Origin of the sequence: Corynebacterium sp. 401_CJEI (assembly GCF_001076435.1) — a bacterium.
In the GTDB taxonomy this organism is placed as follows: Bacteria; Actinomycetota; Actinomycetes; order Mycobacteriales; family Mycobacteriaceae; genus Corynebacterium; species Corynebacterium jeikeium_D.
This window is the reverse complement of sequence record NZ_JVIP01000011.1, coordinates 1-13282: the sequence shown is the minus strand read 5'-3', so window position 1 is coordinate 13282 and position 13282 is coordinate 1. Positions and strand designations below refer to the sequence as shown.

Genomic DNA, 13282 nt, shown 5'->3' with positions numbered 1-13282 from the left:
TGAGTTTATGACACTTTTGGGCAATTTTTCACGCCTGAAGTGTCATAAACGCAGTCACTTTCTTCGCCGGAAATCCTGCAAACCGCCGACGGAGGGATGGGCAGGAACCGCGAAGCGGAGCGAAGCTCAGCCGGCCAACAGAGCTAGCATGCGGACTTCTACTTAACGTCCAACAGGTCGATGACGAAGACCAGGGTCTTACCAGACAGGAAGTGTCCTGCACCAGCCGGGCCGTAAGCTTTCTCCGGAGGGCAAATCAGCTCGCGACGACCGCCGACCTTCATGCCCGGAATGCCTTCCTGCCAACCGGCAATCAGGCCGTTCAGCGGGAACTCGATGGACTGGCCACGGTTCCAGGAAGAGTCGAACTCTTCACCGGTTTCGTAGTCAACACCCACGTAGTGGACCTCGACACGAGCACCCGGGGTGGCCTCCTTGCCGTCACCGACAGTGAGGTCGTTGATGACGAGTTCCGTCGGAGCCGGACCGGACTTAGCAGTGAGTTCTGGCTTGGACAAGACAATCTCCTATCACAGTTGGCTTTTTCACAGTTGGTATTCAGCCCAACGTAAATGGACCCAACTTAAATGGGGTTTCTTAGAATTCTAGGAAAAATAAAAGGCGCGTACCAACCTTTCGAAGGCTAGTACGCGCCTTTTCGCGTTTTCAACGCTGGACTTTTCTATGCTGAGTTACCTGCGAGGAACCCCCTACGCAGTAATCGCTAGAAACCTTAGCGCTGGTCGCGCGGAACGAAGTCACGCTCGGTCTCGCCGGTGTAAATCTGGCGAGGGCGGTTGATCTTCGATGCCGGGTCAGTGACCTGCTCGTTGAACTGAGCGATCCAGCCCGGGAGGCGGCCGATGGCGAACAGGACGGTGAAGAAGTCCGTCGGGAAGCCCATGGCGCGGTAAATCAGACCGGTGTAGAAGTCAACGTTCGGGTAGAGCTTGCGGGAGACGAAGTAGTCATCAGCCAGTGCAATCTCTTCCAGCTTCATAGCCAGATCCAGCAGCTCGTCGCCGCCGAGGTGCTGGAGCACCTCGTGAGCGGTCTTCTTAGCGATAGCTGCACGCGGGTCGTAGGACTTGTAGACGCGGTGACCGAAGCCCATCAGGCGGACGCCCGGCTCCTTGTTCTTCACGCGGTTCATGAACTCGGTTGCGTCGCCACCGTGGTTCTGCTGGATGTCCTCGAGCATCTCCAGAACAGCCTGGTTAGCGCCACCGTGCAGCGGGCCAGACAGAGCGTTGATACCAGCAGCGATGGAGACGAACATGGAAGCGCCGGAGGAAGCGACCATGCGGACGGTGGAGGTGGAGCAGTTCTGCTCGTGGTCAGCGTGCAGGATGAGCAGCTTGTCCAGAGCGTCAACCACTACCGGATCAACCTCGTAGTCAGCGGTCGGGTAACCGAACATCATGCGCAGGAAGTTCTCGCGAGCGTTCAGGTTGTTGTCCGGGTACATGTACGGCTCACCCTTGGATGCGCGGTAAGCGTATGCAGCCAGCATCGGGACCTTAGCCATCAGGCGAACCGCAGCCAGGTTGCGCTGCTCTTCGTTCAGCGGATCCAGCTCGTCCTGGTAGTAGGAAGCCAGGATGTTGACCGAGGAAGCCAGGGTCTGCATCGGGTGTGCGCCACGCGGGAAGATGCTGAATGCGCGACGGAAGTCCTCGTCCAGCAGGGTGTGGTGACGAATGTCGTGGTTGAACTGCGCAAGCTCTTCCTCAGACGGAAGGTGGCCGTGAATCAGCAGGTAGGAAACCTCGTTGAAGGTAGCCTTCTCAGCCAGCTGCTCAATCGGGTAACCGCGGTAGCGCAGGATGCCGTTACCGCCGTCGATGTAAGTGATCTTGGACTCGGTAGAACCGGTGGCGGTGTAGCCCGGGTCGAAGGTGGTCAGTCCAGTTTCCTGGAGCATCTTGCCCAGTGCGATACCGTCGTTACCCTCGGTTGCCTTGACGATGTCCATCTCGAACTCGCCGCCCGGGTAGTGGAGTACAGCCTTGCCGTCTTTAGTAGCCACAACTTCCCTTTCACAGAAAAATTCTTCTTAACGACTCCAGAGTGCGGGGGAAGCAGGCACAGCGGAAAACAGCATGCTGCCTCCCAACTCCACGCCACCCCTTCGGGGTCGCATTGTTTTCAATGATTCAATTATGCGCGACATTTGCGTTCCATTGCATCTTGCTCAGTGAAAAAAGTTTGCTTAGTTCACATCGACCGTGTCGTAACCATAAAGAGCCGACACCTGCAGTGGATTAGAACACACAATATCAAAGAGTGTGAGCAGTGCAACACCCTCTACCCCATTCGGGCAGCCTGGGCTTACCCAATCTTGACCCTTCTTCACCCCGAAATGCAAATGGAAAAAACGGGTTTATTACGTTGTCACTGCTCATTTACTAACCAGGAGGTCAGGAGCCCATTCAACAGCCAATGTCTTTAAAAGTTCAAAAGCCACCGAGCCGACGCCCGAAAACACATCGACTTAATCCACAATTATCCACCCCTCGCCGCCCGCCCGAGGCCCCACACCGCCAAGTTTTCAGCACCAACAAAACTGGAAAAAATTCTTCGCAAACTTTGCAAATACGCCAATCCACCCTGTTTTGTTATGCAAAGTACGGAAGCGGGGGCAATTGAACCCCACCCTTTTGCTATAAGTACCCCCGATTACCGCTAGAGTTTGAAGACAACGGCTGTATATCAAGCTTCACTTTGAATGCACTTTGAAAGGTTGCGCCTCATATGAGCGATCAATTCCCAGTCCTCCCTGAAGAGTTCCAGCCCGGCGACGGCCGCTTTGGTTGCGGTCCGTCGAAGGTTCGCCCGGCACAGATTCAGGCAATCGTTGACGGCGGTACCTCTATCATGGGTACCTCCCACCGTCAGCCGGCAGTGAAGAACGTTGTTGGTGAGGTTCGCGAGGGTCTGGCTGAGCTCTTCCAGCTTCCGGACGGCTACGAGATTGTCCTGTCCCTCGGCGGCGCAACCGCTTTCTGGGATGCTGCTACCTTTGGGCTCATCGAGAAGAAGTCCGCTCACCTGACTTACGGTGAGTTCTCCTCCAAGTTTGCCAAGGCCTCCAAGATGGCTCCGTGGCTCGACGCTCCGCAGATCATCGAAGCAGAGCCGGGTTCCGCACCTGAGGTTGTCGCTGGCGAAGAGGGCGTTGACCTTATTAGTTGGGCTCACAACGAGACCTCCACCGGCACCATGGTTCCGGTCACCCGCCCGGCAGGCTCCGAGGGCCAGCTCGTGGCTATCGATGCCACCTCCGGTGCCGGCGGCCTCCCGGTCGACATGTCCCAGGCTGACGTCTACTACTTCTCCCCGCAGAAGTGCTTCGCTTCTGACGGCGGCATCTGGTTGGCTGCAATGTCCCCGGCTGCCATCGATCGTATTGAGAAGATCAATTCTTCCGACCGCTTCATCCCGGCTTTCCTGAACCTGCAGACTGCCGTTGATAACTCCCGCAAGAACCAGACCTACAACACCCCGGCCGTCGGCACTTTGCTGATGCTGGCTGATCAGGTCAAGTGGATGAACGCCAACGGCGGCCTCGACGGCATGGTTGCCCGCACCACCGAGTCCTCCTCCCACCTCTACAACTGGGCTGAGAACCGCGCGGAGGCAACTCCGTTCGTCACCGATGCTGCAAAGCGCTCGCTGGTCGTCGGCACCATCGACTTCGAGGACAACATCGACGCCGCACAGATTGCCAAGGTTCTGCGCGCCAACGGCATCCTCGACATCGAGCCGTACCGCAAGCTGGGCCGCAACCAGCTGCGCATCGGTATGTTCCCGGCCATCGACCCGGAGGACATCCGTCGTCTGACTGGCGCTATCGACTGGGTTCTGGACAACGGCTACGCTGCAAAGTAACAGCCAAATACCGGCCTCAGCCGCATAACTCCCGCGCCACGCGCAAGGGCATTGCCCCATTTGTCCGTGACGCGGGAGTTTTGTCGTTTACCATGATTAGTGAGCATTACTTATAACGTCGACCAACAAGGAGGTTCTCGCATGAGGGAGCTGAAGCCCGTTCTGGACGGCGATGTGACCGATTCACTGATTCTCGTTCCCGCCGATATCACCGAGCAGGAACGGCAGGAGGGACTTCGCTTCACGCTGCCTCTCGACGAGAACCTGCGCACTTTCCTGGTCGAGCACTTCGAGCTCGCCGATGCCGCCGGTTCCCCTGCTGCAGCTGATTCCGCATCGCTTGCCGACGGATCCAGCGCCGCCACCGCCACTGCCAGCGGTAGCTCTGGGGAGAGTGCTACCGCAGAGAGGGGCTCCACCGACGGAAGTTCCACTAGTGGCAGCACAGCGGAAGCCACCACCGCAAGCGGCGACGCGGCCGAAGGCAGCGAGGCGGCCGGCAACTCCGCTACGGCAGGCGGGGCACCGAAGAAGACTCCAACGGCGCCGAAGCCTGTTCTGGAAGAGCCTCGCGTAGTTTTGTCGCCGCGCGAAATTCAGGACCGCATTCGCAGCGGCCAAACGGTGGAGGAGCTCATTGAGTACAGCGGCATGCAGCCGCGCAAGATTGAGTCCTTCGCCTACCCGGTGCTTGCAGAGCGCGCACGTATTGCGGAGCTCGGCAAGCAGTCGAAGCCACGTCGCATTGATGGCCCGGCCAAGTTGTCCCTGTGGGAGATTCTCGCCACCGCTTTTGCCGCCCGTGGCCAGGAACTCGCCGATGCCTCGTGGGACGCCTACCGCGACCCGAGTGGACAGTGGATTGTGACGGTTACTTGGAATGTCGGCCACACCACCAACGTAGCTGAGTGGAGTTACCAGGCGGAGGGACTTTCCGCACTCACCATTGCTCGCAATGAGCTGGCAGCAGAGCTGATTGACCCCGACTTTGCCCGCCGCAACCGAGACTTGGCTCCGCAGGCCAATCGAGCTGCCGATACCGCGGATACCTCTGAGATGCCAGCCGCATGGCAGTCTTCGGCGGAGCCGCAGCGAGGCCACGGGGAGCAGGATGTTCCGTCGCAAAGCGATGCCGCCGACGACGATGTTGACGAGGCGGAGTTCTTGCAGCACCCGGACGCGGAGCAGCCGAAGCGCAAGAAGAAGACTGTCATGCCGTCGTGGGAGGATGTGCTACTCGGCGTACGTCCGAACGGCCCGAAGAAGTAGGAGTTTCCCTCGACAATGAGCTCCATGACCAGTGGCAACGCTTCTGATTTCGAATTCTCCGCGATTCGCCGCGGTGTAGTCACGATTTGGTTTATCAGCACCAATGACCCTGCTGCGACCCTGGAGACAGGTGTTCAGCATGACCGCGGTTTCGGGCGTCGTTTCCTAGCTCTCTATGACTCGACGTTGCCGGTAACACCGATTGGTGATTTCCCGCTCAACCGCTCGGCGGAAACCGGTGACGGTGAATACTACATCGGTGGATTTGAGGGCGTTGCCGTACTGCAGACGGTTCTCGATGATGTCTCGCAGCTGTCCAAGCTGTCGCCTCGTCTGCGCCAGGAGATTGCCGCCACGGACGTCTACGCGAGTGTGTCGAATAAATCCACGGGCTTCGGTGCCTTTGCGCATTGGCACGATGGTGAGCTCAAGCGTGCTTTCTCCGCTACTCGCTACCGCACACTGGAAGACATCGGTCTTCCCTGCCCCGCAGAGGGCAGCTTCTGGGCGGGCAAGCACCGCCCGCTGCCCGACGCTTTCGAAGATACGGGTTCACGTCCACGCGAGGGGGTCGGTTTGCCGTTCGTTCCGGCAGAGCTTGCCGACGCCGTCATCACCGACTGGCTCGGATTCGACCCGCATTCGCCCGCTACCGATATCCCTGTTAGTGGTTTTGCGGTGGATGGCCGTCGTGCGGCTCCCGGGGCTTCGTATTCGACGTCTCGTAGTCCACGCGGGCTAATGGGTGAGCCGGGTTCGTCCGAGTCTGGCGCAGAGCTTGACCGCGCCTACGACGACTACGAAGTTCACAACGCAGAGCCGAACCGAGACTTTCTGGAGGAGCTCAGTCGCTTTGGGGCTAAGGCCAAGAACTTCGCTGGCCGCACCTGGCAGCGGGCGCGAGGCAAGTTCGGGAAATAGTTTCTACCGCCCTGCGCGCTGCGACTGAACGCGCAGTCGCTCGTAGAACGCGATCGCCGCGGAGGTAGCCACATTCAGGCTGTCAGTTCCCGGTGACATGGGAATGCGAGCACGCACATCGGTGGCTGCCATCGCGTGCTCGGTAAGCCCCTGTCCCTCAGCGCCAACGAGAATCGCGACCTTGTCCGTGTCCATGGCATCCCACAGGTCCACCGTGCCCGCAGGGGTCATGGACACCACGCGGAAGCCCTGCTCTTTGAGCTGGTCCAGGCTTCGCTGCCAGGTGGTCGTAGTACCGGGCAGAGTCGCAAATGGGACTGTCAGCACATGCCCCATGGAAACGCGCACACTGCGGCGATACAGCGGATCGGCGCAGGCCGCGCCGAAGACGACCCCATCCACGCCCATGCCCGCCGCGTTACGGAACAGGGCTCCGATGTTCTCGTGGTCGCCGACGCCCTCCATCACGGCCAAGGTGGTGGCTCCGCTCAGAACTTGGTCCACCGATAGCTCCGGCGCGCGGTCAGCGGTGGCCAGAAGGCCGCGGTGAAGATCAAATCCGGCCGCTGCGGCCAGAACCTCGCGGTCGAGTTCAAACCAGGGCACCGTTTCCGCAATAACGGCCTCGCTCGCGGTCAGTCCGTCGGCAAGCGATGCGAGCTTCTGGCGAGTACCAAAGACTGCGCGGAGCGGAAAGCGTGAGCGCACTAACCGCGGCACAATGAGCGTGCCTTCGGCGATGACCAGCCCCTTCCCACCGGGCAAATCGGGGCGGGAATCGGACTTGTTGAGGTTGCGGATGTCATCGAGACGGCTGTCGGCGGGATCGTCGACGACGATGGGCGCAAAGCGTTCGAGGAATGTGGTGGTACTCATGGAAACTCTTTAGCCGCCCAGCAGAGCGGTGAACGGATCGGCGGCGAAGTAGATGATGAACAGGCCGGAGACAATCCACATCAGCGGATGTACGGACTTGGCACGACCCGAGAAGATAGCCATCGCAGCAAAGGTGATGAAACCGATGCCGATACCATTTGCAATCGAGTAGGTAAACGGCATGGTGACAATAGTCAAAAATGCCGGCAGTGCGATGTCGAAACGGGTGAAATCAATCTCGGTGATCTGCCCGATCATCATGGCACCGACGATGACCAGCACTGGCGCGGCAGCCTCGATGGGCACGATTTCATAGAGCGGGGTGAAAAACATCGCTGCCAGAAAGAGGATGCCGGTGACAATGTTGGCAAGGCCAGTGCGTGCACCATCGGCGATGCCCGCTGCGGAATCCACAAAGACGGTGTTCGACGAGGAGCTGACTGCACCACCGACAATGGCACCGGTGCCTTCGACAACCAGTGCGCGCTTCATGTCCGGCAGCACACCGTCTTCATCGACAAGTGCGGCCTGCTTGCCCAGACCAGTCATCGTGCCCATGGCATCGAAGAAGTTCGCCAGGACCAAGGTAAACAGCAGCATGGTGGCGCTGAGGGCACCGACGCGGGCAAAGGATCCGAAAAGATCCACAGCTCCAACGAGGGACAAGTCCGGCATGCCGCCTACGCGGTCCGGCAGAGTCGGTACCGCGAGATTCCAACCGGTCGGCACTGGCTTGCCATCAGCGAAGGAGGGGCCCGCATCCGTCAAGGCCTCGACTGCGAGCGCAATGATGGTATTCAGCACGATGCCGATGAACAGGCCACCTGGAATATTGCGGACAACCATGATGCCGCAGATAATCAGCCCGAGGACGAACACGGCGGTCGGCCACGAGGCAATCTGACCATTGATGCCGAGCTGCACCGGGACAGTCGTGTCAGCGGCATCGGGAATACGGCGAACCAGGCCACCGTCGACCAGACCAATCATGGCAATAAATAGGCCGATACCCACACTCATCGCGGCCTTCATATCGGACGGAATCGCGTGGAAGACAGCTGTGCGGAATCCGGTCAGCGCCAGCAGCACGATAATCACGCCGTCCAGCACGACCAGGCCCATCGCTTCTTCCCAGGCCAGTCCCTCGTTAGCAACGAATGTCACGGCAACCAGGGTGTTGATGCCCAGGCCCGTCGCAATGCCGAAGGGGTACTTGGCAAAGAGACCAAAAGTAATGGTCATGACACCCGCGGCGAGCGCAGTGACAGCGGCGACCTGTGGTATCCCCAGGCTATTGCCGTTGACATCCTCGATATTGCCGAGGATCAGCGGGTTGAGCAGAATGATGTAGGCCATCGCGAAGAAGGTCACTACGCCACCGCGAATCTCGGTCACGGTCGTCGAACCGCGCTCCGTGATGTGAAAATAGCGGTCCACTGCCGAAAGATGGCTCCCCTTCCGTGCAGGCTTGGAGTCCTTCGCCTCATCTGAGGATGTTGCAGAGGTGGACGTACCTTTGTCCATTTTTTATGCCTCTCTAGAGTCTCTTTACTATCCGTGTCAGAGCGGAATTTTTGTGCCGAAATCCGTAACGGTGCAGTCTCTGGGGCCACAGTGGCGTCGAAACTGCACCTTCTCCGTCATCGCGTTTGCCTAGGTGGAAAGCTACAGGTGGGAATCCTGGTAGGGTTCCGCCACCGGTGCACCCTGCCCCGTTACTTCCGGGATAGCTGAGTGAGCACCGCAGCCGTGGTCAAAGCTTACGGCCGTGGCATCGAATGTCCATTCGTTAACGCACACGCCCCAGTTCTTACCGAGCGGACCGGTCAGCGGGACCATAAAGGCGCAGGTTCGGCAGCGGTGCAATGCTTCCCGAGCAAAGTCACTCTCGGGGCCGGTATCGCCCTCTTCCCAACGCTGCTCGGTGTCTTCCACACCACGCGCCGACAAGGTGCGGGTCTGCAAGTCATCGCCGTCGAGTCGCTCATCTCCCACTGCAGCCGGCAACAAATCGCGCGGACCGAGGTCACCGGGGCGCAGCCGCTCCTCGTAGGGCACCCATTCAGGCGCCTGCAGCGCGGTTTCGCCAGGGACAAGAGCCACTTCACTGACCGTCGCCTGTTGAGTGCCCGGCGCGCACGCGACCACCACATGCCACTCCCAGCCCCTGTATCCGGGCAGGTCAGCCGCAAAACGATGCACCGCAACGCCCTCGCCTACGACACTTACACCGGTGTGCGCGCCGGCAGGCCCCTCCCCGAGCTCTTCAATCGCGGTACGGGCAGTGTCGACCGCCTGGTGATTCATCACCTTCCCCCGTCGGCGGCTGTTTCGGGAACGTCGTCGATTTTCAGTCACGTTTCCTATCCTAGAGTGAAGCTATGGACAGATTCCCGTCGGGCGACGCAAAACCCGCCCGCACCTTCCACTCATCACGCTTTACGACGGCCCGAGCTGCCATCCTCTCCGTGGCAACTGCCGCCCTATTGGCCGGTTGTGCGGCTGAAACTGGTTCAGGTGGCAATCACTCAGGCGAGGCCACTACTAGTAGAGCTAGTGCCGGCTCGAACTCCGGCACCGCCCCAAGGTCGACTTCAGCATCGGTTAATCCCTCCGAACTGGTCGGTGCCGATAAGGTGCCGGGGCTCGGTGACGTTCCGACACTGAAACTGGCCATCGAGCAGTCCTATCCTGTCTCGGCTCCACCACTTCCCACGGAGAAGAACGTCGCTGCGCCTTTTGTCCAGGGCCTTGAGTTCGAACCCGATGGCTCTTTGTTGATGGGCACCGGCCTCTACGGCGAGTCCCAGATTTACCGATTACCGCAGTGGCTCGACAACTCTGCAGCCGAGCCGACCAACGTGGAAGATTTACAGCCTGAACTCTTCGGCGAGGGGATTACCCGTCATGGAGATACCGTGTGGCAGCTGACGTGGAAGGAAGGACGCGCCATTGAACGCGACGCGGCTACTCTCAAGCAGCGTCGCGAGGTTCCCTTCGACACCGAAGGCTGGGGCGCGTGCTCCTTCGAGGACACCATCGTGACCTCCGACGGCAGTGGCACCCTCACTTTCCGCGCCCCCGATGACCTCTCTTCCCAGCGTCAACTGCCCGTCACTGCAGCAGGTACAGAGACAACGTGGCTCAACGAACTCGAGTGCGTCACTGTCGACACCGACATAGCCCCGGACGCAGCTCCGGACGAAGCACCAGCGGACACGAGCGATTCAAACAACCAGAGCAACGCGGACGGACCAAACTCCCCGCAATCGCACCGCGAGATTTGGGCCAACGTCTGGCAGAGTCCATTCATCTACCGCATCAACCCGGAAGACGGAAAGGTCACAGGCATCGTCGATGCCACCGAGCTCTTCCGCGACTTGTACGCGCAGCTCTCCCCGGCAGAGCAAAACAGTATTGATGTGCTCAACGGCATTGCTCTATTGCCGGATTCTTCCTCTACCTCCCCCAATGGCCCCCGCCAGTTCCTGCTCACAGGGAAGAAATGGCCCACGGCCTACCGTGTTACCGTGAGTGAATAGCAGTATCTAGCCCGAGAACGGCTAGTGTGACTGAACGTAGCTTCAATTCCGTTACGAATGTCGGGAAGTGAGAGTTGATGGGATCGAGTAGGCGCCGCTGGCAACAGAATAGTAAGGCGTTCATGGTTGTCGGCGCTATTGTCGTGGTGGGTCTTGTCGTCACCGGCATTGTCCTTGCCGTCAATAAGTGGACCAACCAGGCAATCGACGACCCGCACGCGCTGTCCATCGAGGTCATTCAGGACGGCGAAACCACAGAGGTTCTTCCCTACCGTGTCTGCGACCTCTTTGAGAAGAATGCCTGCACCACGACTGAGGCCAACGCCGCCAAGATCTCCCTGGGCGAGCAGGAGACAGCTGAGGTTAACGTCGGCTCCACTGTTGGCTCTAACTCTTGGACTCTGCAGCGTTTCTTCTCCGACGATGCGGTCAACTCCACCTCTCGCAAGGATCCGGGCGAAGCCACGACCGAGACCATCGCCGGCTCCGCAGCTGTTGCCGGCAAACGCACCCCACTCGGGGTCGTGGAGGTTTCCACCGCGCTCATCGGAAAGAACTCCGAGGGTGAAGAGACCACCTACGGTATTACTTGGTCGATCGTCAACGAACAGTCGTAAAGCACAGCAAAACGCCCGCTCACTGAGGTTATCCACCTTCGTGAGCGGGCGTTTTTCACATCTTCTACCGACTTACGAGTCCAGCTCGCGCGCGACCGCACGCAGGACTTCAGCCATCTGGTGGCCGTCCTTACGCTCCGGGTAACGCCCGGCGCGCAGGTCACGCTGCACCGTCGACTCCAGCATGGAAATCATGTCCGAAATCATGCCGTTGAGATCGCTGGGGCTGTGCTTCTTTGCTTGACGACGGGCTCCTGCGCCCCCACCTGCCCCGCCACGGCGGTGACGGGCACCGCGCGGTCCCTCGTCGAGCACCTTGATCCGGAGAGCCTGCGGGCCTGGGCGGCCGTCAGCGTAGTCGTACTCCAGGCGCTGACCAGTTACGAGTTCTTCCACACCTTTCGGCAGCACGTTCTTGCCGATGTAGACATCTTCACCGTCCGGATTCGAAACGAAGCCAAAACCGCGATCCTTGTCGTACCACCTGACCTTACCGATGGGCACTTTCCACCTAACCTTCCCGTGCCCTGTGACTGGGGGCACTCAACCTCGTTCCCCCTTGTGCAGCGGTGACTGCCCTTCGGGGTCTTCGGATCGGAGATGCAATTCTTCCGCATTTGCCACCGTCCTCGCACGCACAAACGGCCAGAGTTAGAGGCTCGCTCGCGGCGAGCCTGGCCAGACAGGATCGCGAGGATATGCCGGGCCGGGCGCTGTCTTAATGGTGTTCCTTTAATTAAGGTGCGACCAAAACAGGACGCACTCCAACGGGGAACACATTATTTATTACTGCTTACTAGTGCGAAGTGGCGGCAGCGGTAGCGGCGTGCATGTGCACGTCACCTCCGATTACCTAAAGAACTCAATTATACCCATAGATGGAGACATAAAGGGAAGACGGATTTGAGTGAAGCGAGCACGCTCGCGGATTGACACACCGAGACGGTAACTAACTGCCAGCGTTGGTTCTTTATGGCTATCTCTTATGACCTCTTTTCAAGTACCGGAGACGCGCCAAAACAGGAAAAATAACAAGACGATAACGTGAGCTTTATCACATTTTGAAGTTTTAACTTACACAACACCAATAACAGTCACGTCTCTTACCTGCAGTTTCACCTACTTTTATGCATATTTCCCACCTGCGCTCAAAATTAAGAATCCGGCGATTCGCGTGACTATTTCGTTATCAACCGCTACGGTGTGCAATCGACGCGTTTAACGGACGAAGTCGCATAGATCGCCTTCATCTCACTCCAGTGCGATGACATCGGCCCGTTATCAATAACGTGAAGAACTTTCCATAAGAGTGAGATGGGGTTGCATTAGCCCCACTGGCGCCACAAAGAAAATCGACGAAAAGGAAATTTTCATATGGCTCGCCACGCAGCTAAGACCAACACCTTCGCTTCCACTTCGGCAAAGGTTGCACTGACCGGCGCAATCCTCGGTGCCGGTGCCGCTATCTTCGCACCGACCGCTTCTGCAGCTCCGGACTCCGACTGGGACCGCCTGGCACAGTGTGAGTCCGGCGGCAACTGGCACATCAACACCGGAAACGGCTACTACGGCGGTCTGCAGTTCTCCGCAAGCACCTGGAACGCTTTCGGTGGTAACGAGTTCGCTTCGACCGCTGATCAGGCTTCCCGCGAGCAGCAGATTTACGTTGCTGAGAAGGTCCTGGCTCAGCAGGGTTGGGGCGCATGGCCGGCTTGCTCCGCAAGCCTGGGTCTCTCCTCCGGCCCGACCGATCGTCCGCACCCGAGCCAGGGCTCCGCTCCTGTTCGCGCACAGGCCGCTCCGGCAGCTGCTGCTTCCGACTCCAAGACTGACCTGGTTCAGCAGTTCGCTGACCGCCTGTCCAACGTCGACAGCCTGTCCGACGCTCAGGCACTCATCGCTGAGTTCCGTGCACTGACCGGCGAGGTTGAGCTCCCGCAGGAACTGGTCGCAGCCATTCCGTTCGACCTGTCGAAGCTGCAGGGTCTGATTTAAGACTTTCGAGCTAGCCAGCTCATCACAGTAGCCCCGAGGGTAATCCCCTCGGGGCTACTTTTTGCCTTCCGCAGATTGGCGGTGCCGACCCAACGCGAGTTAGTGACTGCGTGAGTTACTGCTTGCGTTTATGGCTGGCGACCGCCTGCCAACGCGAGTTAGTGACTGCGT

The 13282-nt window shown here is 59.1% G+C and carries 12 protein-coding genes; 6 read left to right on the top strand and 6 right to left on the bottom strand.

Features of this window, described 5'->3' with window-relative positions:
- Positions 1-158 precede the first annotated feature (158 nt).
- Complete coding sequence (locus ADM64_RS02490; protein WP_005511805.1) at positions 159-518, bottom strand: FKBP-type peptidyl-prolyl cis-trans isomerase; 360 nt, start codon at positions 516-518, stop codon at positions 159-161.
- Positions 519-733: 215 nt separating this feature from the next.
- A complete protein-coding gene (locus tag ADM64_RS02485) occupies positions 734-2029 on the bottom strand; it encodes a citrate synthase (RefSeq protein ID WP_016423307.1) in 1296 nt (431 codons plus the stop codon).
- 725 nt (positions 2030-2754) lie between these two features.
- Here ADM64_RS02485 and serC point away from each other — a divergent pair.
- The 3 genes from serC (at position 2755) to ADM64_RS02470 (ending at position 6081) form a co-directional block, all read left to right on the top strand.
- A complete protein-coding gene (serC, locus tag ADM64_RS02480) occupies positions 2755-3891 on the top strand; it encodes a phosphoserine transaminase (protein ID WP_049193042.1) in 1137 nt (378 codons plus the stop codon).
- A gap of 141 nt (positions 3892-4032) precedes the next feature.
- Complete coding sequence (sepH, locus tag ADM64_RS02475; RefSeq protein WP_049193041.1) at positions 4033-5160, top strand: septation protein SepH; 1128 nt, start codon at positions 4033-4035, stop codon at positions 5158-5160.
- A 15-nt stretch (positions 5161-5175) separates the two neighbouring features.
- Positions 5176-6081: a DUF6928 family protein gene (locus ADM64_RS02470; RefSeq protein WP_049193040.1), complete on the top strand. Its 906-nt coding sequence runs from the start codon at positions 5176-5178 to the stop codon at positions 6079-6081.
- 3 nt (positions 6082-6084) lie between these two features.
- Here ADM64_RS02470 and ADM64_RS02465 read toward each other — a convergent pair whose 3' ends face one another.
- From ADM64_RS02465 to ADM64_RS02455, 3 genes are all read right to left on the bottom strand, one after another.
- Positions 6085-6957, bottom strand: coding sequence for a TrmH family RNA methyltransferase (locus ADM64_RS02465; protein ID WP_049193039.1), 873 nt, complete (start codon positions 6955-6957; stop codon positions 6085-6087).
- 9 nt (positions 6958-6966) lie between these two features.
- Positions 6967-8481 (bottom strand): NCS2 family permease, encoded by a 1515-nt coding sequence (locus ADM64_RS02460; protein ID WP_016423312.1) that lies wholly within the window; start codon positions 8479-8481, stop codon positions 6967-6969.
- A gap of 141 nt (positions 8482-8622) precedes the next feature.
- Positions 8623-9315, bottom strand: a complete 693-nt coding sequence (locus ADM64_RS02455; RefSeq protein WP_224433761.1) for a DUF3027 domain-containing protein — start codon at positions 9313-9315, stop codon at positions 8623-8625.
- A 23-nt stretch (positions 9316-9338) separates the two neighbouring features.
- On the opposite strand from ADM64_RS02455, the gene ADM64_RS02450 reads away from it, so the two are divergent.
- Both ADM64_RS02450 and ADM64_RS02445 read left to right on the top strand, forming a co-directional pair.
- Entirely contained in the window at positions 9339-10499 is a 1161-nt protein-coding gene (locus tag ADM64_RS02450; RefSeq protein ID WP_049193038.1) for a glutaminyl-peptide cyclotransferase, read from the top strand.
- Positions 10500-10621: 122 nt separating this feature from the next.
- Complete coding sequence (locus tag ADM64_RS02445) at positions 10622-11116, top strand: DUF2771 family protein (protein WP_049193037.1); 495 nt, start codon at positions 10622-10624, stop codon at positions 11114-11116.
- A 72-nt stretch (positions 11117-11188) separates the two neighbouring features.
- On the opposite strand, the gene ADM64_RS02440 is transcribed toward ADM64_RS02445, so the two are convergent.
- Positions 11189-11620 carry a cold-shock protein gene (locus tag ADM64_RS02440; RefSeq protein WP_005511873.1) on the bottom strand — a complete coding sequence of 144 codons (432 nt, stop codon included), beginning with the start codon at positions 11618-11620 and terminating at the stop codon, positions 11189-11191.
- Positions 11621-12490: 870 nt separating this feature from the next.
- Here ADM64_RS02440 and ADM64_RS02435 point away from each other — a divergent pair.
- Positions 12491-13111 (top strand): transglycosylase family protein, encoded by a 621-nt coding sequence (locus ADM64_RS02435; protein WP_016423316.1) that lies wholly within the window; start codon positions 12491-12493, stop codon positions 13109-13111.
- Positions 13112-13282 lie beyond the last annotated feature (171 nt).

Coding starts and splice junctions, on each gene's coding strand:
- sepH (WP_049193041.1), top strand. CDS start 4,033: ATGAGGGAGCTGAAGCCCGTTCTGGACGGCGATGTGACCGATTCACTG.
- serC (WP_049193042.1), top strand. CDS start 2,755: ATGAGCGATCAATTCCCAGTCCTCCCTGAAGAGTTCCAGCCCGGCGAC.
- ADM64_RS02445 (WP_049193037.1), top strand. CDS start 10,622: ATGGTTGTCGGCGCTATTGTCGTGGTGGGTCTTGTCGTCACCGGCATT.
- ADM64_RS02470 (WP_049193040.1), top strand. CDS start 5,176: ATGAGCTCCATGACCAGTGGCAACGCTTCTGATTTCGAATTCTCCGCG.
- ADM64_RS02465 (WP_049193039.1), bottom strand. CDS start 6,957: ATGAGTACCACCACATTCCTCGAACGCTTTGCGCCCATCGTCGTCGAC.
- ADM64_RS02450 (WP_049193038.1), top strand. CDS start 9,339: ATGGACAGATTCCCGTCGGGCGACGCAAAACCCGCCCGCACCTTCCAC.
- ADM64_RS02435 (WP_016423316.1), top strand. CDS start 12,491: ATGGCTCGCCACGCAGCTAAGACCAACACCTTCGCTTCCACTTCGGCA.
- ADM64_RS02460 (WP_016423312.1), bottom strand. CDS start 8,481: ATGGACAAAGGTACGTCCACCTCTGCAACATCCTCAGATGAGGCGAAG.